The organism is Acrocarpospora corrugata, assembly GCF_009687845.1.
GTDB lineage: Bacteria > Actinomycetota > Actinomycetes > Streptosporangiales > Streptosporangiaceae > Acrocarpospora > Acrocarpospora corrugata.
This window is the reverse complement of the sequence record NZ_BLAD01000095.1, coordinates 23721-50684: the sequence shown is the minus strand read 5'-3', so window position 1 is coordinate 50684 and position 26964 is coordinate 23721. Positions and strand designations below refer to the sequence as shown.

The window sequence follows — 26964 nt, the reverse complement described above, 5'->3', positions numbered from 1 at the left end:
GCGTAGGGGGGAGCGGCGCTCCCTGGATAGGTGCGCCCTTCATCTGGGTTGGTGGTGGGCCAATGATTGATCACGGCGGGCGGTTTGGGTTCGTGTGGAGGTCACACGGGGGCTGTCTCGTTGTGAAGGGGCTGGGATCATGGGAAAGATCGCGATTGTTACCGGTGGGAACCGGGGGCTGGGGCGGGACGCGGTTGTGCGGATCGCTGAGGACGGGACCGATCTGATCTTCACCTATCGGACGCATCCGGAGGAGGCGCAGGAGGTCGTCGCGGTGGTGGAGAAGCTGGGGCGGGTCGCGGTGGCGTTGCGGTTGGATGCGGGGGACATCGGGTCGTTCGAGGGCTTCGCGGAGCAGGTGCGGGGGGTGCTGAAGGAGCGGTGGGGGCGCGAGGACTTCGACTTCCTGGTCAACAATGCGGGGCTTTCGGCGCCTGCGTCGTTCATGGAGACGACTGAGGAGGCGTTCGATCTGCTCATGGGGGTGCACTTCAAGGGGGTGTACTTCCTGACTCAGAAGCTTGTGCCGAATCTGGCCGATGGTGGGCGGATCATCAACATCTCGACTGGGCTGACCCGCTTCACAGGGCCTGGTGGTGCTGCGTACGCCTCGATGAAGGGTGCGGTCGAGGTGCTCACGCGCTACCTCGCCAAGGAGTTGGGGCCGCGTGGGATCTCGGTCAACACGGTGGCGCCGGGGCCGGTGGCGACCGACTTCGGTGGGGGTCGGATTCGGGACAACGAGGAGCTCAAGGCGATGCTGGGTAGCCAGACGGCTCTGGGCAGGGTGGGGCAGCCGGAGGACATCGGCGGGGTGATCGCGGCGCTGCTGTCGCCGAACACCGGGTGGGTGACCGGGCAGCGCGTCGAAGCATCCGGTGGCACTTTCCTGTAGCGGTGCAGGCCACATGTGAGTGTGGCCTTCACGCAACGCTGAGGTCGCTGGCCGCGCGGGTTGCTCCGTAGCGTGTGAGAAACCGGGGAATGAGCTGCGCAGTGCCGTCTGGTGGCTCGAGCAGTTCCGATGAGCAGGAAGACTGAGCTGGTGGATCGAGCGCAACTCGCGGACTTTCTCCGTACAAGGCGTGAGGCTCTGCAGCCCGAGGATGTCGGGTTGCCGCGTGGTCAGCGGCGGCGTACCCACGGGCTGCGGCGCGAAGAGGTGGCGGCGCTGTGTGGCATGTCGGCGGACTATTACAGCCGGCTGGAGCAGCAGCGGGGACCGCAGCCTTCGGAGCCGATGCTCGCGTCGATTGCCCGGGGATTGCATTTGTCGCTGGATGAACGTGATCATCTTTTTCGGATGGCTGGGCACAATACTCCGAGCCGGAATCCCCGTACCGACCACATCGCGCCAGCGATCATGCGGATTCTTGATCGGCTGGCCGATACGCCTGCTCAGGTCGTTACGCTGCTCGGGGAAGCGCTTTTGCAGACCAGGCCCGCGGTCGCTCTGGTCGGTGATGAGACGCATTTCACCGGCCTGGCGCGCAGCATCTTCTACCGGTGGTTCACTGACCCGCTGGCGCGTCGGATCTTCCCGGAAGAGGACTATCCGAAGCATGGGCGGATCTTCACCGCTGAGCTTCGCACCGCCTATTCGCGTCTGGGTACGGATTCTCGTGCCGGGCAGATCGTCACCGCGTTGCTGGAGCAGAGTTCCGAGTTCGTGGCCTTGTGGAGTGCGCATGAGATCGGCATTCCTCGCAGCGACACCAAACGCATCCGCCACCCTGACCTCGGCATTCTCGAATTGCACTGCCAGGCGCTGCAGGACCCCGACCAGGGACAGGCGCTCCTGGTCTACACCGCGACCCCGGGAACCGAGAGCTACGAGAAACTCAAGCTCCTGTCCGCGGTCGGAGATCGCCAACCGCACCTTTAGCCTGGTGGAATCACCGGCATGACACCGTCCCGTGTTCTTCAAGCGCTTGACCGGTTCAATGCCGCCCATCCTTGGGACCACAACGCTCACTATCACCGCTGGATCCTGCGCCAGCTTCCGAGAAGGTTCGGGAAGGCCCTCGATGTCGGCTCTGGCAGTGGTGATCTGGCCCGGCTCTTGGCTACCTGCGCCGAATCGGTGTACGGAATCGACGCCAACGCCACGATTGTTGCCCGAGCGCGGGACTCGACCTTCTCGGCTTCGGTGCGGTTCTCGGTTGGGGACGCGCTGACCGATACGCCGCCCGGTCCGTACAACGTGATCACGTGCGTCGCTGTGGTTCATCATCTGCCGTTCACGGACGCGATCACCCTGTTTCGCCGGCAGTTGGCGCCCGGTGGAACCTTGGTGATCGTTGGCGTGTCCCGCGCGCACAGTCTGAATGATCATTTGCTGGGGCTCGCAGCCGTTCCGCTGAACCTGGTTATGGGCTGGCTCAAGAACAAGGGCCGCAGGGCCGTCAGGCCGGTCTCGATGACCGCCCCGACTCGACCGGCGGTCATGACATTTCCCGATATCGTCCGCGAAGCCAGTCGAGTACTGCCCGGCGTGCGGTTGCGTCGTCGGCTGTTCTGGCGGTACACGCTGGTCTGGCATCACAGGCCGTCTGGAACGGTGAGTTCGTGAACGAGTCCGTAGATGATCACCCCCAGCCGCTGTCGGCCTGCTGGAATTACTGGATCGCGGTTTCCACCGGCGATCAGGCGGGCGTCATGGAGATCTTGGGGCTGACCGAGCACGAGCCCGTGTCGTTCGCGGCCGCCGAGGAGATCATCGACACTGACAGCCACGATGGGTATCTGGGCCGCGTGTTCGTGACACCTGAAGTCGGCGGCTGGACGCTCGTCATGGGTGCTTGGTGTGATCCCTACGGCGCTGAGCGGCGCGAAGACGTGCTCCGGCTGTGTACGAAACTCAGCGAACGTTATGGCCGGGCGCACGCCTACTACTACGGCGAGCAGGACGACGGTTCGGCGTGGCTCGTGACCGAGAACGGCATGGTGGTACGGCGGTTCGCCGCCGCCGGGGAGCCGGGGGACGAACTGCTGGCCCTCGGCGAACCCCTACCCGTGGAGCAGGCGAAGCGGATCGAGTTGGGGTTGCCAATCCGGTGGGATCCGGCCGTGGAGGATGACGAAGAGTGGCTCTGCGCCGCGTTCGGGCTGGCCCCGGAGATAGCCTCAGCGCTCGGCGTGAGTCCGCTGGTCCTCACGGCCGACACACCGTGGAGCGGAGTGGGCGTCCTGGCGGCTACGCCGTGCTCGGACGCTATTCGCCGATCTTCTTTGCCCAGAGGGTGACGACTGTGGAGATGGGGACCGTCTGTTCGGCTGGGGGTTCCTGGCGGGTGACTATCCAGTTTCGGTCGTTGACCTGGAAGCGGTTCTGGCCGGTGGCGTCGCGGTCGCGGAGGAGGTAGAAGCCTGCGGCCTGCATCGTGTCTTGGGCCTGCTGGAGGTTCATGCCCACGACGGATGGCAGGTTGGCCTGGGTCGTGGTCTGTGGTTCCTGGGTTTGGGTGGCGGGCTGGGCTTCGGCGGGATCGGTCGTCGCGGGGGGTGGCTGGTCGGCGGAGGAGGCCTGGGCGTGGCATTGGTCGAATTTTTCGGTGGAGATGTCTTCTCTGATCGTTCTGCCGTTGACCTTGATCCGGCAGATGATCTTGCCTGTGTCGTCGGCGTTGTCGACCGACAACGAGACGGGGTCGGTCAGGTCTTCGACGTTCACGGTGACCGAGTAAGGGAGTGGTACGGCTGTTTCCTGCTTCAGGTCGGAGCCGATGGTCCGGGTGATGGTCTGGGCGCGGACGGCGCCTGAACTGCCCTCGACTTCGAAGGTGATTGTGGGGGTGGTGGTTTCGCTGGGTGGGGTGGGTTCGTCTGAGGAGATGGGTTCGGTGGATTGCGCGGCGGTGGGTGCTGCTGCCGGCTGTTTGTCGCTGGTGGTGCCGTTGAAGGCTATGTAGCCACCGGCCAGGGCCAGGACGGTTCCGAGAATCAGCGGGAGGGTGCGCCTTTTGCGCTGTTTGGGTGGGGGTGGTGGGTGGTCGTAGGTGGTTGGTGGCCCGGGGTGGGTCTGTAGTCTTTCGAGTGGGCTGTAATGCGGGGGCTCGTACGGGTTTGACATTGTCGCTCCAGGAATTGGGGATGCCTGAGAGAGACGTTTCTTGGTGATGCGAGGTTGCCGTGCGTTATGAGATTGCGATTGTCGTGAGAAATCCGCGGAACGCTTACCTGGGCGCATATTCACGGTTGCGTGATCTATTGGTTAATAGGCCCGCAAAGCGGTCAAATGGCACAGTGGCGCCGATCGGGTGCGCGATCTCCGTGAGTTGTCAGGCGTTGACGGGCTTCCAGCGCCAGGTGTTGCTGGGGTACCGGACGCATTTGTAACGCTTGGTGTGGGCGGCGGCCCGCATGGAGTAGCCGTAGTCGTTGTACTGGGATTTGGCGCAGTAGGCGCCCGGTGAGACGCAGTCCCAGTGCTTCTTGTGCGCGTAGTAGTACTTGCCTGAGGGTTGCTTCTTTTTGCACCAAGCGGCTGAGGCGGCGTGCGAATGGGCGTAGGTGGCCGAAAAGGCGGGGGTGCCGGCGGCGAGCAGCAGTGTTCCTGCGGCAAGGGTCGCGGTGATCAATTTGCGCACGGTGATCACGCTAATGCTGAGTGGTCACATTTGGGATACTTTGCGGGGTTTCTTTTAGTCGCCGACTTCCAGGCGTACGCGGCGGAAGCCCTTGCCTTTGCTTTCGATTTTGGCGACGCGGATGCGGCCGATCTGGCGGGTCGAGGCGATGTGGGTGCCGCCGTCGGCCTGGCAGTCGAGGCCCACGATGTCGACGATGCGGATCTCCTTGACGTTCTCGGGGATCAGGTTCGTCGCGGTGCGGATGATGTCCGGGATCGCGAACGCGTCATCGCGGGGGAGGACACGGATGTCCACGCGGCGGTCGGCGATGATTTCGGCGTTGCACGCGGCCTCGACGGCCTCTTTGAATCCGGGGGGAACCTCGGGCAGGTTGAAATCCATCCGGGCGGTTCCGACGATCCCCGTCTGGGAACTCGTGGCGGGTTCCATGTTGCCGCCGGTGACGAGCGCGCCGTAGTCGCGGAAGACCACGCCGCAGAGGACGTGCAGGCCGGAATGCGTCCGCATGAGCGCCGACCGGCGTTCGTCGACCAGGGCGGCCCGAACGACGGTTCCAATCGCGGGAAGCGGGTCACCCTCGGCGGGAATCAGATAGAGGTCGTCGCCCTTGCGTACTCCGGCGATCCGGGTTTCGACTCCCTGCCACAGCAGCGTGCCCTCGTCCGCCGGTTGGCCACCGCCACCGGGATAGAAGGCCGACCGGTTCAGGACAATGCCCTCGGGCGTGGCGTCGAGAACCGTCGCTTCCCATTCCCGAAGATTCTGATCAGCGAGTTCAAGCCGCTCTGTACGGCCGTGCGCGTCCATCCCCGAAGCCTAGTTCAGCATTCGATGAGGCTAGGGAACGTCGATTACCTCGATCGTCCAGGAGCACAGGATGGACGTGACCTCAAGGGTGAAGGTTCCCGGGCGGGTCTGAAGCGGCGTGGTCTTGTCGGCCTTGGTGCCTATCTCGGTGAGCGGGGTGTCGATGGTTTCGGCGCCGGACTTGATGGCGGCGGACACGTGGCCGGTGCCGATCGGGTTGGCGGAGCAGTCGTAGGTGTAGTGGATCTGCCAGGTCGCGTCGACGGTGAATTGCGCGGTCGTCTTGTTGGTGGTGCCGTTGTCGGAGAGAAGCACCTGGCCGTTCGTGGCGGGGGGCGGGGACGGGGAATTCTGGGTGGGCTGCGATTCGGGTGGGGTCTGGCTCGGCTGGATGACGGCTTCCCGGGTTTCCACCGGAGTCGTGGGCCGGCGGTCGGAGGGGTCGTCGGTGAGGACCGCGAAAAGGGTGTAGCCGCCGCCGGCGAACATGAGGAAGGCGACCGTGAGCAGGGTGACGATGAGAAGCGCGTTGTTGCCGGCGCGTGGGGGTGGCGGATAGCCGTACCCGGATTGCGGGCCGTAAGTCTGGCCTTCGTACCCGTACGGGTTGGACATCGTTGGCTCCGGAGTCGGGGGCCCTCTCAAGATCGCACGACCCGTCGGCCGATACCAGATCATGGCGCGGGGCGTAACGTGGGGAGAGAGGCCCAGTTCGGGGCCGGGGTCAGCGGTCGGTGGGGATGGTCCAGCCCGCCTGCTGGCAGAGCTGCGTGAGCGTGATCTCGGAACGTTTCCACTGGAAACAGTTGTTCAGGTGTTCGCCGCACTGGCGGGGTTCGGCGTCGGGGACGCCGAGGACGCGGAGTTCGTTCGCGAAATCGGTCGCCTGGTCCTGCTGTTTGGTGCTCAGGCGGTGCCAGATCATGGCCTTCTCCTCCCGGGGGCTGGCTTCAAAGCTAGCCAATTCCAGCGGCTCCGGCGTGTGGGTACGCGACTGGGAATGAAAACGGTTGCCAGAGCATTTCACCGCCTGGAAGGAGTACCGATGGCGAGAAGCAACCTCCGGCCGGTGATCAGACTCCGGTCGACGGCTGGGACCGGGTTCACGTACGTGAGCAGCAAGAACCGCCGGGAGCACCCGGATCGGCTGACGCTGATGAAGTACGACCCGATCGTCCGTAAGCACGTGCTCTTCCGAGAGGAGCGATGACCGATGAAGAAGAACATTCACCCGTCCTACCATCCGGTGGTCTTCCGCGACCCGAGCGTGGGGTTCGCGTTCCTGACCCGTTCGACCGTCAACAGCGCCAAGACGATCGTCTGGGAGGACGGCAAGACGTATCCGGTGGTGGACGTTGACGTTTCCTCGGCGAGTCACCCGTTCTACACCGGGAAGAGCCGGACCCTCGACACCGCGGGCCGCGTCGAGCAGTTCCGCCGCCGTTACGGCCGTTAGGACGAGAAAAAGCCCAGGGTCACGCGCGTGACCCTGGGCTTTTGAAAGCCGGCGGGCTAATACACGTAGACGCTGTTGGCGGAGAGGCCGACGGGGGAGACGAGCTGGTTGGGGAACACGTACTGGAATGGGCCGCCGTTGGTGCAGTTGGTGGTGGCGTAGAGTACGGCGGTTTTGGCGTTGCGGTTGACGGCGGATTTCACCCGGCCGCCGCCCCAGCCGTGAGCGCTGAGGTTGACGCATACGCCGGCCGGAGTGAGCGCGCTGGCCGTGAAGACCGCGCCGGTGAATCCCGGGCCGTCGTATACGCAGAGGGAACCGGGGAACGGGCATGGACTGGCCGCACTAGCCGGGGCTGGCAGCAAGGCGATGGCTGCGGTGACGGCTAGGGCGGTTCGGACCCACATTCCCGGCATGACGCCTCCTGTTGGTTGATTGATGCCGGTCTTATCAGGGCGCGGTGGCGGCGGCCAAGGAGTGAGATAGTCGGGCGACCGACCAATTTGCTAGGAAATTTCGGTGTATGGGGTGTCACCTGCTCTGTCGGCCTGACCTGGCTTATTGCGTACGGGTGGGACGCCTGATGAAAGGTTCAGCGAGACATTGACTCGAAGAGTCTGGACGTAGAGCGGCCGTCTGTGTAATTTCCGGGACATGCCGGACTCGGGAGTGAGGCAGGCCCGCGCCGTCGCCAGTCGTTATCGGCTGGTACGGAAGCTGGGAAGCGGTGGCACGGGTTCGGTGTGGCAGGCCCACGACGACGTGCTCGATCGGGACGTCGCGCTCAAACGGGTCCATGTGCCGGTGCACGCCGGGCGCGACGCCCGGGAGCAGGCGGCCCGCCGGATCCGGCGCTGGGCCAGGGCGACGGCGCGGCTGCGGCATCCGTCGGTGATCCGGGTGCACGACGTGGTCGACGACACGGACGGGCCGTGGATCGTCATGGAACTGCTCGACGTGGAGTCGCTGGAGGAGCGGCTGGCGCGGCAGGGGCCGCTGACCGAGCGGGAGGCCGCCCGGATCGTGCTGCGGGTGCTGGACGCGTTACGGGTCGCCCATGCGGCGGGAATCATGCATCTGGCGGTGAAACCCGGAAATATCCTGCTCGGCGCCGATGGCGAGGTGGTGCTGTCGGATTTCGGCATCGCGCCGCCGTCCGGAGATCCAATGATCAACACGCGCGGGGAGCTCGTGGGGTCGTTGTCGTATCTGTCGCCGGAGCGCATCAGGGGCGAGGAGGGGGCCGCGGACAGCGATCTCTGGTCGCTCGGGGCGACGCTGTTCGCGGCGGTCGAGGGCGCGCCGCCGTATGACCGGGCGGATCCGGTGGGCACGATGCATCAGGGGCCGCCGCCGGTGCAGCGGACGTGGCTGCTCCGTCCCGTCATTCTCGGGCTGCTGCGGCGGGATCGGGCCTCGCGGATCACCGCCGAGGAGGCCGTCGAGCTGCTGACGATCGCGGTCGCGGATCTGGAACGGGAGATTCCGCAGGTTCCGGAGGCTGTGCCTTCGGGGGATTTCGCCTGGTTCACTCGTCGCGAACCGGTCGCTGGGGTGGGTTCCGAAGCGGCGATCGATGGGCTTCGGCGCAGGCGGGGTGCGCATGGCGCGACCGGATGGGATCGGGGCACCGCTCTGGTCCGCGACCGCGCCGCCCGCTGGGCCGCCTGGCTCGCGGCGACGTACGGCACTCCGGACGTCGTCCGCACCCCCGCCACCGGCCGACATGTCCGGAAATCTCGTATCTTCATCATGCTGGGTCTGAAGGATCCGCGAGCTCAGGCGGGCTTCGCCGCCGCCCTGCTGACCATGTCGGCCGCGCTGCTCGTCGCGCTCTCCGTGCCGCTGCCGATCCAGGGGATGCTCGTTCTGCCGCCCGTCCTCGTCGCCCTGCTGGTCCTGGGTGTGCCGTCGCTGCCCGAATCGCTCACGCCCGACGTGGGCTGGCAACGCTGGGCGCTCGTCGGCGGCGCCCTGCTGCCGTTCGCCGCCGCGGCCGTGCTGCTCGCCGCTTCGGCCTCCCTCCAGATCGCGGTGATCGGCGGCGGCGTCTGGCTCGGCTACCTCAGCGTCATCACCTGGCGGCTCAGCCCGGTCGCCGCCGTCGCGCCGCTGGTCGGCGCGGCCACCTACCTGGTCAGCATGGCCGTCGGCCTGATCGAACTCTGGTCCGGTACGCCCCTGCTCCGGTTGCCCGCAGTCCTCCTCCTGGCCCAGGTGGGCGGGCTGGCGGCGGCGTGGTGGTCCGGGTGGGCGGCGACGGTGGTCTGGCGGCAGCAGTACCGGCCCATCTCGCTGGGCATGCTCAACGAGAGCGGCTGAGAGTTGTCGGAGGCGTCTGGTAGATGTTGGGCCATGGGTGTGAGCATTGATGAGCTGCTGGAGATGCTGACCGAGTTGCCCGAGGTCACGCAGGGGCACAGCAGCGAGTGGGTCTCCTTGAAGGTGCGCGGCAAGGGCTTCGGTTATATCTGGGAGAGAACCCAGACGTTGGGGCTGAAGGCGACGATTGAGGAGCAGTTAGCTCTGGTGGCCGAACGACCCGATATCTTCGAGATCCAGTTCACCGCCGGGCGGTTCGGCTGGGTCGTCGTGCATCTCGCGAAGATCGACCGCGAGGAACTCCTCGAACTCGTCACCGAGGCCTGGCGCCTCACCGCCCCCAAACGCCTCCTCGAAATCCACGGCTTCGACGACCACCCCTGATCCCTCCATGGAGCTCCCGGTGACCCCCGAACACACCCGAGTCCAGACGACACCCCTGACCAACGAGGAAGAACTCCGCTTCCTGGCCGTCATGACCGACGAGGTGATCCGCCACCTCACGGCCTCAGGCACCTTCAGCATCACCGCCGACACGGCCGAAAGCCGCGAACGCTGGCAGCGCATCGCCCGCCGGGTAGGCGACACCCTCCAACGCCCCGTGAACAGCTACGCCAACGGCCGCCGAATCACCATCACCCTGAGAAATGACACCGAACCTCCAAACCTCGTCGCTTGACCGCCGGGCGACGACTCCAGGGGGCGTCGGAAATGGCGCGGAATCCCCCGATCTCGCCGCCTGACTGCGGGGTTCGCTCGTCTGGCGACTCCCCGGGTGCGCTGCGGCCGCCGGCCACTCCACCGCCAACCGGACACGCAGAAACGCGCTACCCGAGGCACGTTCCAGGGGTCGTCGCAGCTGCTCCTGCCACCGCTCCATGTCCCGGACGCGCGTACTCAAGAGTCGCCCGGGCCAGGCGTCCGGGTCGGCCGCGGTCTCCATCTGCGACCGGATACTCGGTGGCCCGCTCATTCTGTTCGGGGTTCCAGGGGGCCGAGGGGGACCGGTGGGGGGCGGTCGCAGGTGGTGGTCAGTGCGGTTGCCTGGCCGGTGGTGGTGGAGGTGAGGAGGGACTCCATGATGTCGAGGACGTGGAGGGCCAGGGCTGCTGAGGTTCGGGGGAGTTGGGTGGGTGGGGTGGTGGTGAGGTCGGCGAGGCCGTAGCCGCGGGCGGCGTCCTGGTAGCCGGCACGGGTGGGGAGGGAGGTCCAGGTGCCGCCGACTGGGTGGGCGTGGATTTCGCCGTCGAAATGGTTGGGGTCGGGGAGGTGCAGGGTGGCCTGCTCGCCGTGGAGTTCGATGTTGGGGGCGCGGGTCGCGGCGGAGTCGAAGCTCATGACGAGGGTGGAGAGGGCGCCGGAGTCGTGGATGAGGATTCCGGTGACGTGGCTGTCGGTGGTGACAGGTACGGTCGTGCCCGCGCGGGGGCCGGTCACGATGGTTCGTTCGGAGCGGGTGCGGCTGGCGGCGCCGATCACTTTGCTGACGGGGCCGAGGAGGGTGATCAGGGCGGTGATGTAGTAGGGGCCCATGTCGAAGAGGGGGCCGCCGCCGGGGGTGTAGTAGAAGTCGGGGTTGGGGTGCCAGCGTTCGTGGCCGGGGTGGTTCATGATCGCGGTGGCGGCGACGGGTCTGCCGATCAGACCGTTGTCGACGTACCAGCGGGCGGTCTGGACGCCGGTGCCGAGGACGGTGTCGGGGGCGCAACCGAGGCGTGCTCCGGCGGTGTCGGCGGCTTGGAGGACCTGGAGCGCCTCTGCCTTTGTGGTGGCCAAGGGCTTTTCGCCGTACACGTCCTTGCCGGCGGCGATGGCGGCCAGGGCGACGTCGGCGTGGGCGGCGGGGATGGTCAGGTTGAGGACGATGTCCACGTCGGGGTCGGCGAGCAGTTCGGCCACCGACAGGGCGCGGGTGCCGTTGGCCTCGGCGGTCGCCCGGGCGCGGGCGGCGTCGAGGTCCGCCACGGCGGTCAGGCGCAGCCCGGCGAGCCGGGCGATCGTTGTCGTGTACGCCGCGGAGATCGCCCCACACCCGACGATTCCCACGTTCACTGGCTTGACCACGCCATCTCCTCCTTGATCGTGCTACCGGCCAGCCCAGGTCATGCCGCGATCGTGCGTTATCAGCTGGTCCAGGTCATGCGGCGATGTGCGTTATCGGCTGGTCCAGGTCATGCCGTGATGTGAGTTACCGGCTGGCCCAGGTCATGCCGCGTTCGATGATGGTCCGGACGGTGGGTTCGCGGAGCACGTCCAGATCGTGGCCCGGTGTGGCCACGAAGACGCGGCCCTCGCCCCAGTTCCTGGTCCAGATGGCGGGCGCGACGACCTCACGATGCCAGGGGGCGCGGGCCGGGTGCGTGGTGGTGGCGAGGACGTCGTTGTACTCGTCGGTGAGAACCCAGTACTGCTCGGTGACCAGGTCGAAGTCGGGCAGGCCCGCGGTGATCGGGTGGTCGGCGGCTTCGGGGAGCATCGTCACGCGGTAGGGGATGAAGCAGTTGTCCGGGGCGTCGGGCACCCATTCGTCCGGAAGCTTCCCGGGGTGGCAGGCGAACTGGCCGCCCACCAGGTGCAGATAGTCCGGGTTGGCGCGGAACGCGTCCACGATGCCGCCGTGCCAACCGGCCAGGCCGGTGCCCGCGGCCACCGCCGCCGAGAGGCCAGCACATTCCTTGGCGGTGATCTCGCCCATCGAGTAGCACTGGACGATCAGGTCGACGGTGGTCATGTAGTCGGCGTCCGCGTACGGTTCCGGCGAGTCGGACACCCGTACGTCGAACTGCTGATCGCGGAGGTAGGGGATGAACAGGTCAGTGGCGGCGACCGGCTGGTGTCCTTCCCAGCCGCCGCGGACCACGAGCGCGTTCCGGTTCTCGTTCACGAGGCCTATCCGGTCGGGAGGATCTTCTGCCGGAATTATCCCCTAATAAGTGGATCAGTTGAACCCCCAGCGCCGCAGGAAGCTTAGGGCGGATCCAGGGGTGATATATGCCTATTTATTCCGATTGGGTGAGTTAGTGGCCTCTTGCTCAGGGCAGTGGGAGCCTATGGCTACTCTGCTTTGGCTTATCGCCGTAGTACTCGTGATCGCCGGGATCTACGTCATCCTGGCTCGTCGGGACATCCTCTGGGGGATCGTCCTCATCGTCGTCGGCCTGCTGGTGGGACCGGGCGGCGTCAGTATTTTCCACGTCTAGCGAGGGACCGGTCGCCGTGCGGTCCGGGCGGCTTGTGGGGCCCGCCGCCCGGACCTGTTGATCACGGCCGGGGACGGCCGTAGTCCATGGGGAGGGCCTGCAGGCGCTCGACCGGGATCTCGGACAGGACCAGGTATTTCTCGGAACCGTCCGGGACCAGGTCAGTGGGGTCGAAAAGCAGCGTGTACGGGTCGACGCCGCCGTTGGCGGCCATGTACGGACGGGGATCCTCGGCGTACGTGACGAGCGCGCCCCCCTTGTCGGTCATGATCAGGCCGTACTCCTGCATGGCCCGCGCGATCGTCCGCGCAGCCGGGCTGGTCAGCGTGTTCACGTCGAAAGTGGGATCCAGCCGGAAACGCTGCCCCTCGCATGGGATGTCGGCGCCCTCGACCCAGCCATCGTTGCGCGTGGCCGGCCAGGAGTTGCAGTTCGCCCGGGTTCGTACCGTGACGATGTTGAGCGCGTGGTCGATGCGGCCCCGGCGGAGTTCCTCGATCCGGATGGAGAACGCGCCGAACGGCAGGCCGGTGGCCGTCGCGCCCAGCGGGTTGGTGAAGATACCGGGGTTCTTGGAGTAGCGCTCGATCTTGCCGCCCCAGCACGCCGACCAGTTCCCGGCGGCGTCCTTCTCGGCCCGCCAGAAGTCCCAGTACGTGTCCGTGGACGGCTGGTAGATCGCCACCGAGGCGTCGGTGCCCTTGGAGACGATCAGGTCGGCCGGGGTCGGGACGGCGGCGAGGCTGTCGGCGATCACCGGGGCCAGGTGGGGCAGGTTCAGGCAGTCGGAGAACGTCCACTTCTTCTTGGGCGTGTGGCGGCCGACTTTGTAGATGGGGGCCGAGTATTCGTCAGTGTTGATGGCCCACGAGCCGAAATTCTGCTCTTTGTCGAGCTTGATGTTGTTGACGATGGCTTGGGAGTTGGGCGCAAGCCGTACATGGCGCGGGATTTTCGTATTCCACGGCCCCTTCGCGGAGAAGCCGTTGGTGGGGTCCTGGTGGGTCGAGGCGAGCGAGTGGCCGGGGACGGCCAGGATCGCCGTGGTGATCAGGGCGATCATGGAGCGGCTGCGCATGAGGGGTCAGGCCTCCTACGGGTGGATGTGCGCTCAGCGTAGGTGGCGGACCGGGCGGGGACTTCCGGGTCGGACCCCAGGGATTTCGGGCGGCCACCCTGGCTCGGGGAGCACCCGGCGGAGCTCGTCGCGGGTGCCGATGTCGAGCTTCCTGAACACGTTGGTGAGGTGGAATTCGACGGTTTTCACGCTGAGGACCAGGCGTTCGGCGATCTCCCGGTTGGAGTTCCCCGCCGTGGCCAGGGTGACCACCGCGCGCTCGGCCGGGGTGAGCGAGCCGAGCGCGGCCGGGGGCGCGTCCAGGGTCAGGCCGGCCGCGTGGGCGGCGTCCAGGGTCTGGGTGACGTAGGCGTTCGCGCCGATCGCGGTGAAGTGTTCCATCGCTGAACGGAAGGACCGCTCGGCCGCCGCGCGACGGCCGAGCGCGTGCTGGCACCTGCCGGTGAGCAACTCGATCCGCGCCGCCTCCAGGCGTAACCCGATCTCGCGGGCGATCTGCAGGGCGATACGGCATTCGTGCAACGCGTCGTGATGCCGTCCGGACGCGGTCGCGATCTGGGCGCGTACCCGGGCCGCGCACATCTCGATCGACCCCCGCCTGGTCGTCCCGAGCCTGGCCTGGAACGCCGCCAGCGCAGCCTCGGCTTCGGCGATCCGCCCCAGCTGGGCGAGCGCGTCCGCGCGGACCGGCCCGAACAGGTGCGTGCCCGGCTCCGGCGTCGGATAGATGTTCGCCACCTCCTCCGCCGCGACCAGCAGCCACGCCGGATCATTCCTGGCCTGCGCTAGTACGGCTTGCGCCATCGCCGCGTAGACCACCGCGGCCGGAGTCCCCACCAGCCGGGCCCACCTGCTGGCCTGCTCCGCATGCGCCTCGGCCCGCTCCCACGCCCCCTGCGCCGCCAGCGGATAACACGCGATGGCGTGCAACATCGCGTAATCCCACATGCGCCCGTTGTCCTCGGCGTCACCCACCGCCAGCTCCGCGTGCAGGACGGCTTCGCCGAGCGCTCCCAGCCGATACTCGGCCTCCCCCAGAAACCCCAGCGCCTGCCCCACCCGCAGCGATTCGCCCCGCGCGGCCCGATTCACCGCGGCCGCGAGATCATCACGGCCACCCGCGGGATCATCGGTCCAGAGCCGGATGATTCCCCTCGCGACCAGCCCGTCCAGCCCGGACGGCGCCCCCGGCGCGTCCACCCCCGCCAGCGCGTCCAGCGCCTCCCCACCCCGCCCGACCACCGCCAGCGCAAGCGACTTCGCAAACCACGCGAACGCCGCAACCCACGGCTCCCGTGCCTTCTGTACCGCTGTCGTGGCGTGCTCGACCATTTCCGGGTACGACACGGTGAGCACGCCGATGATGACCAGCTGAGACGCGATTCTGGCTTCCAGATCTACCGGTTCCCGCGAATGACGCTCGGCCGAACCCAACGCCCGCAGCAGCGTCGCCGCGGCTTCGGCGACATGCCCGGTCAACATCAGCTGATATCCGACCACATAGTCGGCCCACCGTCCGATGCCACTTGCCGCTTCCCCGACAATCTCATTCCGGCTTTCCGGCCCACTGCCTGTCGATTCCTGGACGATCCCGTCCCGACCTGCGTCTCCGAGCGCGGCGACCTCTCCCTGGTACTCCAGGCTGGTGGCGATGTCGCCGGCGACGAGCAGGGCTTCGACCGCGCCCAGCAGCCGGGGGGCGCGGGTCGCGCCCGGTGGAGTCAGTTCCAGAGCATGTCGCCACTGGGTGGCGGCCAAAGGGATCTGGCCGTGTGCCAGTTGGGTGCGTGCCTCTCGTTCGACGTCGTCGGCGAGTTCTTCGTCGGGGCCGTCCGCGGCCGCGATCCGGTGCCACAGCGCGCCTGCCCCGCCTCGCGCCGCCGCACGCCGATGCAGCTCACGCCGCCGGCCCCGGTCGACCTCGTGGTAGACGAGGCCCCTGACCATCGCCCCGGGGAACCCGAGTTCGAGCCCCGCTGACCCGGGAACCTCCTCCAGCAGCCGCATTTCGACGGCTTCGGCGATGGCGTCCCAGGATGGGTTCCCGGTCAGGTCGCGCAGTGCGGTGAGGGTGGACTTGTTGCCGAGGACGGCGGCGGCGGCCACCAGGGCGTACGTGTCGGGGGCGCATCTGGCCAGGCGGGATCTGATCGCGGTGGCGAGAGTTCGGGGGGCGGGGAGGGGGCCGTGGCCGTAGCTGATCGCGTGGGTGGGGAGTTCGGCGAGCAGGTGGCGGGCGTGCAGGGGGTGGCCGTCGGTGTGGGCGTGGAGGCGGGCCGCGCCGCCGGGGGAGAGGCCGGGATGGCCGGAGTCGACGGCCAGGCGGATCAGGTCGGGAGCCGGCAGGCCGGTGAGCGGGATGCGCAGGCCGCGGTCGGAGTCGAACAGGCGGCGCCAGCCGTCGTCCAGGTCGGGGGCCGGGTGGTCGTGGACGAGGCGATCGAGGGCGGCGGGGGTCTGGTGGATCATAATGAGCATGATCGGGTCGGCGAGGAGGCGGCGTGCGGCCAGGCGGAGCGTGGCCAGCGACAGGCGGTCCGCCCACTGGGCGTCGTCGATGACGAGGACCAAGTCCTTGCAGTCCTGGAGTTCCCGGGCCAGGGCCGGGCCGACGAAGACGGGATCGGCGCGGGCCTCCCACGGGCCGCCCGGCGTTCCCAATACCTGAGCGATTTGTGAAAGTACGCCCCAGGGGAGGTTGGTTTCGGCTTCGTCACCGCTGGCCCAGACGAGAGATTCCGGGGTGATTTCGCGGAGGAATCGACGTATCAATGCGGTTTTACCGATGCCCGGATCGCCCTCAATACTGATGATTCGGGTCTCGTTGTTCTGGGTGCTCTTCCAGGCCTGTTTGAGCAGGGCGAGTTCACGCTCCCGCCCGACAAATCCACTTTTCGCGACGATCCCAGCGCCGTCGGGTTCGTTTCGCACGTGTCGCCTCGCCTTCGTGACATCCGCCGTACTCCCCGATTGAACCGCTGAACAGGATTGAAGGCGGAGCATTCTGGTCGGACCTGGCGTACTTGGACGTAACTCTCTACGATCAACAATCGTGGCGGAACGGCCAGAGTCTCACTCCGGGTGGCGCTTTGCGGGTACGGCCTCGCCTGTGATCGACGGGGTTCCCTGTCCTGCTGTCGGCATAACCGTCGAGTGGGATCTTTCTCCGCAATTCCTGTTGAACTCTCCCGGGATGGAACCCGGCAGTCTGACCTGGGTGATATCCGGCGACGAAGACGCCGACCTCACGGCGGACGGCTCCGGCATAACGGCGACTCTCGGCGCACTTCACGCGCCGACGGCTCCGCCCATGTGGTGGAACACGGTGACGAGTCCGATGGGGACAGCGTTCGACCTCCCCCTCCAAGCCACGGCGGGTACGGCACGCCTCCACGTGAACGGTTCAGCCCTGCGTGGCACGGTCACCCTGGCCGGCCTGACTTTCGACGGCCGCCCAACCCACTACGAAGCCACCATCAACGCCGAATCCGACGACGCCGCGGCGACTTTGGAGCGCTCCGTTCCCGGCGACCCAAATAACGACCACGGCCGGCGCGTACCCTCCGCCGGCGACGAATCGGGGGAGGACGAACCGGGATCGGTCTTCGCGCGATTGAGAATCCTCGACCAGCGCATATCCCGAAATTTCGCCCTGGGGGACCTTTCCGCCCTCATGGCGGGCCTGCACGACGCGACCGAGTTACGTCGCGAGATCAGCTTCGGCGAACTGGTGACCGGCGCCTGGCGGCGCTTCCTGCACGATGTGAACGAGTCCCTCGCATTCGACCGACATCTCATCGAAGCACTCGCGTCCTCCGGCCACCTCGGCTCACCCCTCAGCAAGTCCAGCACCGAAATCGAAGCCGCGACCGCCCGCTTGGCCCGCCTCGACCGAGCCCCATCCGACCTGCCCACCTTCACCCGAGAAGTCTCCGCAGTAGCCGGCGAACTCACTCACCTGGCCACACACCTACGCGCCCGCATCTCCGAAGCCCTGGCCGCCGACCTCCACATACTCCCCCCAACCCACCCTCTCCGCACCAACCGTGAAGCCCTCCTCGCCCGCCTGGTATCCGGCGCCTCCCCAGAAGAACTCGACGCCCACGAACAACAATGGGAACGCCGACTGGCCCAGGCGGCATCACTCCCCCCGGCGAACAGCGCGCCATCTTCGGCGCCGGCAGGCGCGCAGCCCTCCGGCGATGAAGCGCCGTTCCGCGATGATTCGCACATCGGGGCTGCCCTGCCGTCCAGCGACGCGGCCGGGCGCGGCGACGTTACGGGGAACGGGGCCGCGGCTGGGCGGGGTGATGTTGCTGGGCGCGGTGATGTTGCGGGGGGCGGTTACGCGGCCGGGCGCGGCGACGTTACGGGGAACGGGGCCGCGGCTGGGCGCGGTGACGTTGCAGGGAACGGTGATGTTGCGGGGGGCGGTTACGAGGCTGGGCGCGGCGACGTTGCAGGGAACGGGGTCGCGGCTGGGCATGGTGGCGCTGTCCGGCAGGGTGATGACGCTGGGCTGGTCATGGTCGTGAAGAATGCGGCGGTTGTGCTCACCGGGGCGGTCGCGCGGCTGGAGCACTATCGCGGGTACCTTCAGCGGCTCGATCCGGTCGGGAACGCGCGGCTGTTCCGGGCGAGTAACACGGAGGTGATCGCCCGGCTCGGGCGATATATCGAGCAATGGCGGGCCAGGATCGTCACCGACTGGGAACGCATCCTGATGATGGAGCAGGCCCGTGAGCTGCACGGATGCCTGGTCGGGACGATGCTGGACCTGGGCGCGCCGATCGACGCCCTGGCCGCTTCGGAAATGGCGCGGGCGCGGGCGTTCGCCGACCTGATGACCGGCAGGGACGCGGCACCGGCCCTGACTCCCGCCCGAATGACGGCGCTCCTGGCGGAATACGACAGGCCGATCGTCGAATACTTCCGGTTCGAGGACCGCCTCATCATCTTCGTTGCAGACCCCGACGGCACGGTCGAAACCGTCGACAGCCAGGTGGACGGCCCCGCGCTCACCGCACTGACCGAGGAGTTGCAGCACTGGTTCCGGGTCACCAAGGTCGACGACCTGCGGGTACGTGACCTGTTCCGGGCGCTCGGCGAGATCCTCTGGGATCCGATCGCGCACCTGCTGCCCGAGGACCCGGAGACCGTCGTCACCCTGGTGCCCCACGACGCACTGCTGAGCGTCCCGTTCCACGCGCTGCGCGACGCCGACGGCAAGTATCTGGTGGAACGCCACGCCACCACGGTCCTCCCGGCGGCCTCGATCCTGCCGCCGCTGCTGGCCCGCCGTACCAGCGGGGAGAAGCCTTCGCGGATCTGCGCGCTCGTCGACCCGGAGCCGATGCCGGCGGGATATCGGCGGCTGCCGATCCTGCGGAACGGTTTCCGGGTGGTGAGCGAGTTGTTCGCCGAGGCGGAGATCTATCGGGGAGCCGAGGCCACCGACGTAGCGCTGCTGGACGGAGTCTCCCGCCGCCCGGGCGTCCTCTGCCTGGCCTCGCACGCGGAAGCGCTGCCGGCCGACCCGATGGCGTCCTTTGTCGCGCTGGCGTCCGGCAAGCTGACCGCGGACGTCGTGCACACGCTCGACCTCCCGGTTCCGCTCGTCGTGCTCGCGGCCTGCGAAACCGGGTCGGGGCAGGTCACCGGGGACGGCGTCATCGGGCTGAGCCGGGCGTTCCTGAGCGCCGGACCGGTGGCCGTGCTGATGACCCTGTGGCCCGTCATCGAGCGGGACAGTTTGCGGCTGCTTCGCCGCTTCCACGACGTACACCTGAACACACCGCTCGGCACCGCGCAGGCGCTTCGGGCCGCGCAGTGTTCGATGGTGGCGGCGTCGCCGCAGAGTTGGGCGGCTTTCACCCTGTTCGGGCTGCCGCAGTGACCGTGTAACCGAACCAGGAGGTGTCGCGTGAATGGATATGACGTGCTTGTCCAGCTCGACCTGGGGGCCGAGGAGCCGCTGATGGGGGCGGGGACCCGGTTCAACCGGGAGGCCGCGATCAGCCTGGGGCGGCCGTCCGTGCTGGATGTCGCGCCGGAGGAGCTGCCGCCGGAGGTCGCGGCGGCGCGCGGCGCGCACCTTTGGTCGTATCTGCAACTGCTCTTCCCGTTCGACCTTGAGGAACCGACCGAGGGAATGACGTATCTGGAGGCCGTTTTCGAGGTCTCCCTGGACGGGGGCGAGGTCGTCGGGCGGCAGCTGTCGGCCAGCCGTTACGACGACGCGGACGCGCTGGGCAATCTGACCACGTTCGGGGACGGCCGGGCCGAATTCCGCTGGCGGCTGCGCCCGGCCGCCGGGTCGGCCGGGCTGACCGACGGTAGCCGGGTGGCGCGGGTGTTGTTGCAGGTCCCGCCGGGGGTGACCTCGCTGACCGGGACGATCGCCGTGTCCGCGAAACTGGCCGACCCCGAGCTGGGCCTGGAGGTCGAGGCGGCCACGCCGGAACGGCAGCCGTTCGTCCTCAGCCTGGTGGACGGCACGTATTCGCCGGTCATGTCGGTCAGGGAGCCGGTTGACCCGGATCCGCAGGTTGTGAGCGGGGCCCGGCGGTTGTGTGTCGCGGTGGACATCGAGGCGTACAGCAAACGGCCGCCGGGGGAGCAGCTACGGCTGCAGGAGGTTCTCGTCCGGGTGCTGGACGGCGCGCTCGCGGCGGCGCTCCGGCCGATGCGCGGCTGCCACGTCCAGGAGCAGGGCGACGGGCGGCTCGTCGTGATGCCCCCGGGCATCGACGAGCCGCGGGTCGTGCGCTGGTTCCTGCGCGAGCTGGCCAGCGGGCTCGCCGCCGCGAATCGCCCGGTCCGCCCCGAACTGGTGGTACGGATGCGGGTCGCCCTCGACGAAGGCGTCGTCCTGCTGGGCGCGAACGGGTACGGCGGCCACAGCATCATCCGCGCCTGCCGCATGCGCGACTCCGCGGCCGCGAAGGAAGCCCTGGCCACCGCCTCCGGCTACCACGTCGTCATCGTTTCCGACGATATTTACGAAGAGTCCGTCATGAGCGCCTTCGAGGGGGATCCGACCTGGCGGTTCAACCAGATCACGGCCGTGGTCCCCGATAAGGGCTTCACCGAGCACTGCTGGATCCACGTCCCCGTCAGGGAGCCGGATCAACACTGACCGTGCTGCTGATCTGGAACGTGGGCGCGGTCATCAGCTGAGCCGGGTCGCCCGAGGTGAGTTTGGGCATCCAGGTCGCGTCCATGGCGCTGGTGGCCAGGTTGATCTCGCCGTTGATCTCGGTGGTGACCGGGCGGCCGTCGACGTCCATCTCGACGGCCATCCAGAAGGTGATCACGTCACCGATGCGCAGCCAGAATCCCTCACCCGGCCGGATGTCGGTCCGCCCGGCCAGGTTTTCGAACGACAACCGCCCGTCCCGCTCCGCCCGCCAGATCCCGGCCCCGAGCCAGCTCACCGCCGACCCCAGCGCCTGCGACGGCCCCGACAGCTGCATCAGCGGCTGCGCACTCGTGAACCGCAACTGCACCGGCAACTGCCGTCCGGCCCACGGCCGCGTGTCCACGGCTTCGGTACGCTCCTCGGTCGGCTGTGCTTCGGGACTGGCACTCGTCGGCTGCGCCGCCGCGCTCGTGGACGCGGGAGGCACCGGCCCGGGGCCCGGCGGCACGTCGCCGCCGGTCAGGCTGCCCACCGCGAGGACCGCCGGGACCAGCGCCGACGCCAGATAGGGCGCGAACCGCTGCCGCGCGGCCGGCACCGGCGTCCAGATGCGCATCCAGAGCGGGGCCAGCAGCGGCCAGTTGACCAGGAGCACCAGCATCTCGATCAGGACGACCTGCGCGCCGGACAGATCATCCAGAATGCCCGTGCCGACCGTGCTCAACGCCTCGGCGAAGGACGAGCCGTTCAACTGGTGGGCGAGGACCCCGTAGAGGGCGATCAACGCGATTCTCACCAGGACGGCGGCGGGCCACAGGGCCGCGAAGGCCGCGGTGCCGCCGGGCCACATGGCGGCGGCCTTCAGCCGGAGGGCGCGCGGCGGATGGGTGAGCGAGTTGAGCAGAGCCCCGATTCCGGCCAGGAAACCGCGTCGCCCGGTCGTCCCCAGCGCGCGCCGCAGCGCGTCCGGTCCGGCTTCCTGGAGTGCGAACCGGTCGGCGCTGAGTTCGGCGACCCAGAGTCCCGCCACCGGCAGGACCAGCGCGATCGGCACCGACATCGTGTCGTGGAGCAGCGAGGCCACGACCATCCGCGCCGCCGGGTCATCGGTGAACAGGTACAGGACGACCGGAATCGCCACAAACGCCGTGAGCAGCACGCTCCAGCCGCGTACCAGCCAGACGAACGGGCTCGCCAGCCCGACGATCAGGTGGTCGCCCTGCCGCAGATGCGCGACCTCGTGCAGCAGCACCGCCGTGGCGGCGTCCCGATCCGTATGCCACATTCGCAGCATCGGCGGATATATCGCGATCCGGGCCTCGCGCCATCCCACCGGGTACACCCGCGCCATCCGGTCCAGCCGTTCGCCGAGCCGGAGTTCGATGCCGGGCGCGTGCCGCCGTACCAGCGCGGTCATCTCCAGGACGGCGGGATCCGTGCTCACCCGCAGCCGATGGCGCCGCTCCGCCCAACGCCCCCGGGCCCCCGGAAACAGCACCCCCAAAATTCCTGACAAGAGCAGCAAAGCCGGAAAAAGCTCAAAAAGCCCGGTCCCCGTCAGCAGCGTCTCCGCCGCCTCCCGCGCTCCCGCTGTCAGATACCCGACCAGACTGGATATCCCGTCCAGATCCTCCTGGACGCTATCCACCAGTGCCGGCATGGACGGCGCGCTGATCCCCAGAAAATACAGCCAGAGCCAGGGCGGCAACATCCATCCCGGCCCGTCCTCCCGCCGTGCCGGCAGCCGCTCCGCGGAAACCCGCTCAGCCGCCTGACTTCCCGACAAAGCCCCCAGAAACGCCCGGATCTCCGCCGCATCCCGCTCTGGCTGAAACACCACCTTCAACGTCTCATAGGTCATTTCCTCGGCCCGCTCCGCAGCCACCCCCCGCGCCCGCAGCCGCTCCTCCAACCCCCCGACAACCCGATCGAACCCCTCATCCTGTACTGCTCCCGCCGCCGGAACCCCCCGCCGCCGCATCCCCTGCCGCATGGCGAGCAACACCATCAGATTGGCCAGCGGATTCTCCACGACCAGGTCAAGCAGATGATCGGACGTGAACCGCAGCGCATCCAGAATGAGCGCCAGATCCCCCGGCCCCAGCCCCGCCCCGAACCCACCCGGCTCGCCGCCACCCCCGCGGCCGAACAGCTCCCGCCGCCGTTTCCCGCCGGCGACATAGGCCGCCCCCACGACCTCCGCCACCCCCACTTCCCCGGGAGTGACGTCCGCCGCGATCCGCCGCGACCAGACAGCGACCACATCCATGAAGCCCTCCGCACATAGGCTCCAACAACACCGCCACCATTATCGCGAAATGCCACCCCTTAACTATTGGAACGTTGCATTCGTTACAACACCGACTCAATCCCTGCGGTTATCAACTGGCGCCAAATAGAGGCGGCAACCTATTCACAGCCTCCGTCCGCTAGTCAAGACCTCTATTCGGTCAACAGATCCACGATTGGTTGGGCAGACATTTCGGTACGGATGCCTCATCGTGGTTGGGTGGCGAAGAAGACCGAACTGGCCGATCCGGTGGAGGCGGTCGCGGAACCCCGGCTTGCCCGGCTCGGGCCCGTGCTGGCGCTGGCGTTGACCGGCGCTGTCGCCCTGGGGGCAGGGCTGCTGCTCGCGTCGCTGTGGGTGATGGGGTTTCCCGCGCTGGCGGCAGTCGGGACGGCTGGCCTGCCGCTGGCTCGTCTGCTCGACCTGGTCAAACTGAGCTTCGGGATCATCGCTGGAGTGGGCGGGACGATCGCGCTGGTCGTCGCGTACCGGCGGCAGAAGGTCCTGGAAGCCGCGGAACGTCGCCAGCAGCGCGCCGAACGCCGCGAGGACACCAAGCTGTTCAACGAGCGTTTCGCCACCGCCGCCGATCAGCTCGGTCACGACTCCCCGGCGGTACGGCTGGCGGGGATTCACGCGCTGGCCGGGCTGGCCGACGAGGCGCCCAGCAGGGGACTACGGCAAACCATGATCGACGTGCTGTGCGCCTTCCTCCGTGTCCCCAACCGGGCGTTGACCGAGGGTCAGCCATCCCCCGCCGACGTCCTGGAGTTCGGCGCCATGCGGGAGATCCGCCGCACCATCCTCCGGATCGTCACCGCCCGCCTCCGGGACGAGGCGCCGAATTCGTGGCACGGATACGACTTCGACTTCAGCTATGTCGAATTCGACGAGGACGACTTCGCGGGTGTGACCTTCTCCGGCGGAGTGGTCGACTTCACGAGGGCGATCTTCACTGGCGCGGTGAGTTTCGCGGACATCGTCGTCGTGGGTGCGCGGGTTCAATTCCGCCGGGCGCACCTCTCGGCGGACATCGACTTCTCCAGGGCGAAGTTTCTGTCGGGAAGCGTCGACTTCGACGCGGCGACAGTGGCCCGAGGGACCATCATGTTCGCCGGCGCTGAATTCGGCACCGGTGTGGCGAGTTTCGCCGGGCTGACGGTGGGTGCCGACGGCCGGACCGACTTCAGGCTCGCGACCGGCCAGGCACCACGCGGTCTTGCCGACGCGGCCAGGAAGTCCCGTGGCGTCGATCTCCCACCTGGCTGGCTCAGTTCCCCTGACTGATTCTCCGCTGCGCGACCAGCCGGAGCTCCTTGATCCGTGCGGCCGCCACCGGGTCCGGGGCCACCGATAGTGCCCGCGCGGCCTGCTCCACCGCCTCCCGGTCACAGCCGAGATCGATCAGCAGGCCGGTCGTGGCCTCCAACGCCTCGAAGGAGCGGGCGTCCAGAACCAGGCTGGCGTTGTACGCCTCAAGGGCTTCGCGGCGATCGCCCGCCTCGTAACAGCTGGCGCCGAGTTCACGGAACGCGCGGGGATCGGACGGGCCGAGGTCCACCGCCTGCTGGTGCCAGGCGATCGCGCTCGCCGCCTGCTTGGCCTTGCGTTCGAGGCGGCCCATGGCCAGGGCCAGATTCACGGTGCGTGCCGTGTCCTGGGTGGATTTGGCGACGTTGAGCGCCTCGGCGTAGTGAGATCTCGCGGTCGGCAGGTCGCTGTCCACGTCGGCCATGAGACCGAGCAGGGCGTGCAGGTCGATGACGGCCATCGGCTCCGTCGCCGCTTTCAGGCCGATCGTGCACTGATAGCGGGCCGCAGCGGCGGCTCCCTGGCTCCAGGCGTCTTCGGCGGCGGCGAGGTGACGCCAGGTCTGGGGATGGTCGCCGCAGCCTCCGGGCAGCGCCACCCTGACCGGCTCCGCGAGCAAGGCGTGCGCCAGGCCGTACCAGCGGGAGCCGAGACGGTGGTGCGCGACCAGAACATTCTCACGCTCCAAGGCGGCGGGCACGTGGTGGGCCATCCCCCTGGTCGCGGCCGGGCCTTCCAGCGCGCACCGCGCGCGCCCATCGTGCGCCAGGAAGGTGGCGCTGACCCAGGCCAGTAGCAGGTGAGCCGACAGGTCGAGCCGGCCGGCCACCCGGGCGACCGCCGCCCGGTACCACGCGAGGAGTTCCTCCCGCGGTTCACTCAACGCCGGGAGATGGCCCGCCTCGATCTGGTGCAGGTCACTGTTGAGGCTGGTCCAGTAGGTCGAGCACGCGGTCTGCAGGCGGATCGGATCGACTCTGTCCGTGGATATCGTGACCGAATCTCCCAGCCCGTCGGAGAATCGCTGGGAGGAGAGGTCCGCGACAAAGGACTCCACCAGGCCGGGCGCGAGGAACCGTTCTGTGCCGCCGAGCGGGCCCGTGATCGCCTGTACGGCCCCGTACGCCGACAGCGGCAGGAGACGTTCGCGCGCCAGTTCAAGCCGGGGCAGCTTGTCCTCATAGGCCAGGAAATCCGCATAGAACTCGTCCCTGAGTGTGACCAGGACGTGCAGGGTGGGCCACTCCTGCATGACCGTGGAGAGCTGGTCCATGAATTCCACGCGGTCCGCGGAACGCCCGGGATAGGCCGTGAAAAGGTCTTCGAACTGGTCGATCGCCGCCAGCACGGTCCGGGACTCGCCGTATTCGTCGAGGCTGGACGGCAGGTTCCTGAAGTAGTCGACGAGGGTCATGTCCTGGATCTCGACGGGCCGTTGTTCCGGAGACCAGCAGGACAACAAGGAGAAGGTGTGCACATTGCCGATGCCATGATTCGGAGTGACCCCACCGGCCCCCAGCGAAATCCGCCCGATCGGCAGCACCACGTTGCTGTCGTTCAGGGCCGGCATGACTCCGGCAGCCAGCAGCGAGGACTTTCCGCACCCTCGCGGACCGTGGAGCACCAAGAATCGAGACCCTTCCCAGAGGTCTCGGACCCGCCTGTTCTCGTGCTTCCTGCCGTAGAACTGAGTCCGATCCGCCCAGGAGTAGGGCCGAGGCCCCACGTAGGGGTGGTCCAGAGGAAAGGAAGCGGGCACGGTCGTCTAACCGCCCGCCCGCTGATGCAATTCTCTGAAGAATTCCTTGACGGTACCTATGTAGATGCTGATGTTCCAGCCGTCGAGGTATTTGGCGAGATACCTCCTGACGGCGTCATGCTGGCCCGGCGACGAGGTCGGCGGCATCAGCGTGACGCTGATGCTTCGCCTTCTGTTCATGGAAGGCATCGTCCGCAGCAAACCCTGGAAGACGGTGCGGAAGGGCCAGTCCTGCACCCCGTACCCGAGAAAGAGCAACGGCTGCGTGGTGAGCGCGCGCAGCACCGTCGGCGGCAGCAGTTCCCCTTTCCCAGTGCTCCGGTCCTCGGCCAGCCGGATCAGGAAATCCAGATAATCACCCTCGGTGAGAACGAGTGAACTGGGGGACTGGGCCTGCCCGTGGAGGTGAAAGACCAGCGGTTGCTCGGGCGTGGGATCCCAGGCTGCCAGCTGGACTTCCTCATCCCAGCGCGGCTCGTTCCAGGGGCAGATCGCCAGCTGGGGAGCCTTCCCCGCCGCCCGCAGCGCGTTCAACATGAAGTCGTCGTAGTTGGTCGTGATGTACACGGAGATGGGAAAGGCGGCCAGCGCGGTATGCGGTTCGTGTGCCTCGGCCAGCGGCCGTGGATAGTGATTCAAGCGGTCGGCGAACGCGAATTTGGTCTCTACGGAGTCGTAGCCCTGGGAGACGACGGCGTATTCGGTTACTCGCGCCAGGTTGTGCGAGTCGCCGAACGGATAGTCGTAACGTGCGGCCAGATCCTCGGAAAGTTCACGGGCGGTCGGCAGCGTGCCCGCCACCGCGCCCGCGCCCAGGAAAGGCGTGCAGTCGCCGTGGCGTAGCTGATGGACCAGCCGGTTCCAGTCCTTTTCGTCCACACGGTACTCCGCAGCCAGGTGACCCGATCTGGCCATTATGCCGTCAGAAACCGCATGATCGGCGGGCGTTCCGGGTGCGCATTCAGCGGTGTCGATCCGGGCCCAGGTCGTTCGTCTAGGGGGTGAGAA

Annotated in this window: 26 protein-coding genes; 13 read left to right on the top strand and 13 right to left on the bottom strand. The window is 67.6% G+C overall.

Features of this window, described 5'->3' with window-relative positions; all coding sequences use genetic code 11:
* Positions 1-139: 139 nt before the first annotated feature.
* The 4 genes from Acor_RS36035 (at position 140) to Acor_RS36020 (ending at position 3246) form a co-directional block, all read left to right on the top strand.
* Positions 140-895 carry an SDR family NAD(P)-dependent oxidoreductase gene (locus tag Acor_RS36035; protein WP_155341255.1) on the top strand — a complete coding sequence of 252 codons (756 nt, stop codon included), beginning with the start codon at positions 140-142 and terminating at the stop codon, positions 893-895.
* A gap of 129 nt (positions 896-1024) precedes the next feature.
* A complete protein-coding gene (locus Acor_RS36030; protein WP_246239588.1) occupies positions 1025-1885 on the top strand; it encodes a helix-turn-helix transcriptional regulator in 861 nt (286 codons plus the stop codon).
* A gap of 18 nt (positions 1886-1903) precedes the next feature.
* On the top strand, positions 1904-2572 hold the full coding sequence (locus Acor_RS36025; protein WP_155341254.1) for a class I SAM-dependent methyltransferase: 669 nt from the start codon (positions 1904-1906) through the stop codon (positions 2570-2572).
* A complete protein-coding gene (locus Acor_RS36020) occupies positions 2569-3246 on the top strand; it encodes a hypothetical protein (protein WP_218034691.1) in 678 nt (225 codons plus the stop codon). The genes Acor_RS36025 and Acor_RS36020 overlap by 4 nt, the downstream gene beginning before the upstream one ends.
* Here Acor_RS36020 and Acor_RS36015 read toward each other — a convergent pair.
* The 5 genes from Acor_RS36015 to Acor_RS35995 all read right to left on the bottom strand — a co-directional run bounded on the left by Acor_RS36015 (position 3215) and on the right by Acor_RS35995 (position 6324).
* Entirely contained in the window at positions 3215-4072 is an 858-nt protein-coding gene (locus Acor_RS36015; protein WP_155341253.1) for a PASTA domain-containing protein, read from the bottom strand. The genes Acor_RS36020 and Acor_RS36015 overlap by 32 nt on opposite strands.
* A 208-nt stretch (positions 4073-4280) precedes the next feature.
* Positions 4281-4589 carry a hypothetical protein gene (locus Acor_RS36010; protein ID WP_155341252.1) on the bottom strand — a complete coding sequence of 103 codons (309 nt, stop codon included), beginning with the start codon at positions 4587-4589 and terminating at the stop codon, positions 4281-4283.
* 54 nt (positions 4590-4643) lie between these two features.
* A complete protein-coding gene (locus Acor_RS36005) occupies positions 4644-5399 on the bottom strand; it encodes an alanyl-tRNA editing protein (RefSeq protein WP_155341251.1) in 756 nt (251 codons plus the stop codon).
* Between the two features lie 30 nt (positions 5400-5429).
* Positions 5430-6014: a hypothetical protein gene (locus tag Acor_RS36000; RefSeq protein WP_155341250.1), complete on the bottom strand. Its 585-nt coding sequence runs from the start codon at positions 6012-6014 to the stop codon at positions 5430-5432.
* 109 nt (positions 6015-6123) lie between these two features.
* Positions 6124-6324: a hypothetical protein gene (locus tag Acor_RS35995; RefSeq protein ID WP_155341249.1), complete on the bottom strand. Its 201-nt coding sequence runs from the start codon at positions 6322-6324 to the stop codon at positions 6124-6126.
* A gap of 120 nt (positions 6325-6444) precedes the next feature.
* Between Acor_RS35995 and rpmG the strand changes: the two genes are divergently transcribed.
* Both rpmG and Acor_RS35985 read left to right on the top strand, forming a co-directional pair.
* Positions 6445-6609: a 50S ribosomal protein L33 gene (rpmG, locus tag Acor_RS35990; RefSeq protein WP_155341248.1), complete on the top strand. Its 165-nt coding sequence runs from the start codon at positions 6445-6447 to the stop codon at positions 6607-6609.
* 3 nt (positions 6610-6612) lie between these two features.
* Positions 6613-6855: a type B 50S ribosomal protein L31 gene (locus tag Acor_RS35985; RefSeq protein WP_155341247.1), complete on the top strand. Its 243-nt coding sequence runs from the start codon at positions 6613-6615 to the stop codon at positions 6853-6855.
* Between the two features lie 56 nt (positions 6856-6911).
* Here Acor_RS35985 and Acor_RS35980 read toward each other — a convergent pair whose 3' ends face one another.
* Positions 6912-7271 carry a peptidase inhibitor family I36 protein gene (locus Acor_RS35980; protein WP_155341246.1) on the bottom strand — a complete coding sequence of 120 codons (360 nt, stop codon included), beginning with the start codon at positions 7269-7271 and terminating at the stop codon, positions 6912-6914.
* Positions 7272-7509: 238 nt separating this feature from the next.
* Between Acor_RS35980 and Acor_RS35975 the strand changes: the two genes are divergently transcribed.
* Genes Acor_RS35975 through Acor_RS35965 form a run of 3 tightly spaced genes read left to right on the top strand, consistent with a single transcriptional unit; the run spans position 7510 to position 9856 of the window.
* On the top strand, positions 7510-9177 hold the full coding sequence (locus tag Acor_RS35975; protein WP_155341245.1) for a serine/threonine-protein kinase: 1668 nt from the start codon (positions 7510-7512) through the stop codon (positions 9175-9177).
* 33 nt (positions 9178-9210) lie between these two features.
* Positions 9211-9561, top strand: a complete 351-nt coding sequence (locus tag Acor_RS35970; protein WP_174876242.1) for an MmcQ/YjbR family DNA-binding protein — start codon at positions 9211-9213, stop codon at positions 9559-9561.
* Between the two features lie 19 nt (positions 9562-9580).
* The gene (locus Acor_RS35965; protein WP_155341244.1) at positions 9581-9856 is read left to right on the top strand and encodes a hypothetical protein; all 276 of its coding nucleotides are present in this window, start codon (positions 9581-9583) and stop codon (positions 9854-9856) included.
* A 290-nt stretch (positions 9857-10146) separates the two neighbouring features.
* Here Acor_RS35965 and Acor_RS35960 read toward each other — a convergent pair whose 3' ends face one another.
* Both Acor_RS35960 and Acor_RS35955 read right to left on the bottom strand, forming a co-directional pair.
* Positions 10147-11241 (bottom strand): Gfo/Idh/MocA family protein, encoded by a 1095-nt coding sequence (locus Acor_RS35960; RefSeq protein ID WP_155341243.1) that lies wholly within the window; start codon positions 11239-11241, stop codon positions 10147-10149.
* Between the two features lie 124 nt (positions 11242-11365).
* Positions 11366-12061 carry a ThuA domain-containing protein gene (locus Acor_RS35955; RefSeq protein ID WP_155341242.1) on the bottom strand — a complete coding sequence of 232 codons (696 nt, stop codon included), beginning with the start codon at positions 12059-12061 and terminating at the stop codon, positions 11366-11368.
* 166 nt (positions 12062-12227) lie between these two features.
* On the opposite strand from Acor_RS35955, the gene Acor_RS42520 reads away from it, so the two are divergent.
* Positions 12228-12377, top strand: a complete 150-nt coding sequence (locus Acor_RS42520; protein WP_170317248.1) for a GPGG-motif small membrane protein — start codon at positions 12228-12230, stop codon at positions 12375-12377.
* Between the two features lie 61 nt (positions 12378-12438).
* Here Acor_RS42520 and Acor_RS35950 read toward each other — a convergent pair whose 3' ends face one another.
* Positions 12439-13455, bottom strand: coding sequence for a DUF4124 domain-containing protein (locus Acor_RS35950; protein WP_155341241.1), 1017 nt, complete (start codon positions 13453-13455; stop codon positions 12439-12441).
* Between the two features lie 33 nt (positions 13456-13488).
* Entirely contained in the window at positions 13489-16386 is a 2898-nt protein-coding gene (locus tag Acor_RS35945) for an AAA family ATPase (RefSeq protein WP_170317247.1), read from the bottom strand.
* Positions 16387-16648: 262 nt separating this feature from the next.
* Here Acor_RS35945 and Acor_RS35940 point away from each other — a divergent pair, with 262 nt between their 5' ends.
* Together Acor_RS35940 and Acor_RS35935 are read left to right on the top strand one after the other, a co-directional pair.
* Positions 16649-19351: a CHAT domain-containing protein gene (locus tag Acor_RS35940; RefSeq protein ID WP_155341239.1), complete on the top strand. Its 2703-nt coding sequence runs from the start codon at positions 16649-16651 to the stop codon at positions 19349-19351.
* A 27-nt stretch (positions 19352-19378) separates the two neighbouring features.
* A complete protein-coding gene (locus Acor_RS35935) occupies positions 19379-20593 on the top strand; it encodes a hypothetical protein (RefSeq protein ID WP_155341238.1) in 1215 nt (404 codons plus the stop codon).
* Here the strand turns inward: Acor_RS35935 and Acor_RS35930 are convergent.
* Positions 20571-22865, bottom strand: a complete 2295-nt coding sequence (locus Acor_RS35930; RefSeq protein ID WP_155341237.1) for a M48 family metalloprotease — start codon at positions 22863-22865, stop codon at positions 20571-20573. The two genes, Acor_RS35935 and Acor_RS35930, sit on opposite strands and share 23 nt — an antisense overlap.
* Positions 22866-23105: 240 nt before the next feature.
* Here Acor_RS35930 and Acor_RS35925 point away from each other — a divergent pair, with 240 nt between their 5' ends.
* Positions 23106-24173, top strand: a complete 1068-nt coding sequence (locus tag Acor_RS35925; protein WP_155341236.1) for a pentapeptide repeat-containing protein — start codon at positions 23106-23108, stop codon at positions 24171-24173.
* Here the strand turns inward: Acor_RS35925 and Acor_RS35920 are convergent.
* Together Acor_RS35920 and Acor_RS35915 are read right to left on the bottom strand one after the other, a co-directional pair.
* Positions 24157-25923, bottom strand: coding sequence for an nSTAND1 domain-containing NTPase (locus Acor_RS35920; protein WP_340163131.1), 1767 nt, complete (start codon positions 25921-25923; stop codon positions 24157-24159). The genes Acor_RS35925 and Acor_RS35920 overlap by 17 nt on opposite strands.
* Positions 25924-25962: 39 nt before the next feature.
* Positions 25963-26835 carry an SIR2 family NAD-dependent protein deacylase gene (locus tag Acor_RS35915; RefSeq protein WP_170317246.1) on the bottom strand — a complete coding sequence of 291 codons (873 nt, stop codon included), beginning with the start codon at positions 26833-26835 and terminating at the stop codon, positions 25963-25965.
* Between the last annotated feature and the right edge of the window lie 129 nt (positions 26836-26964).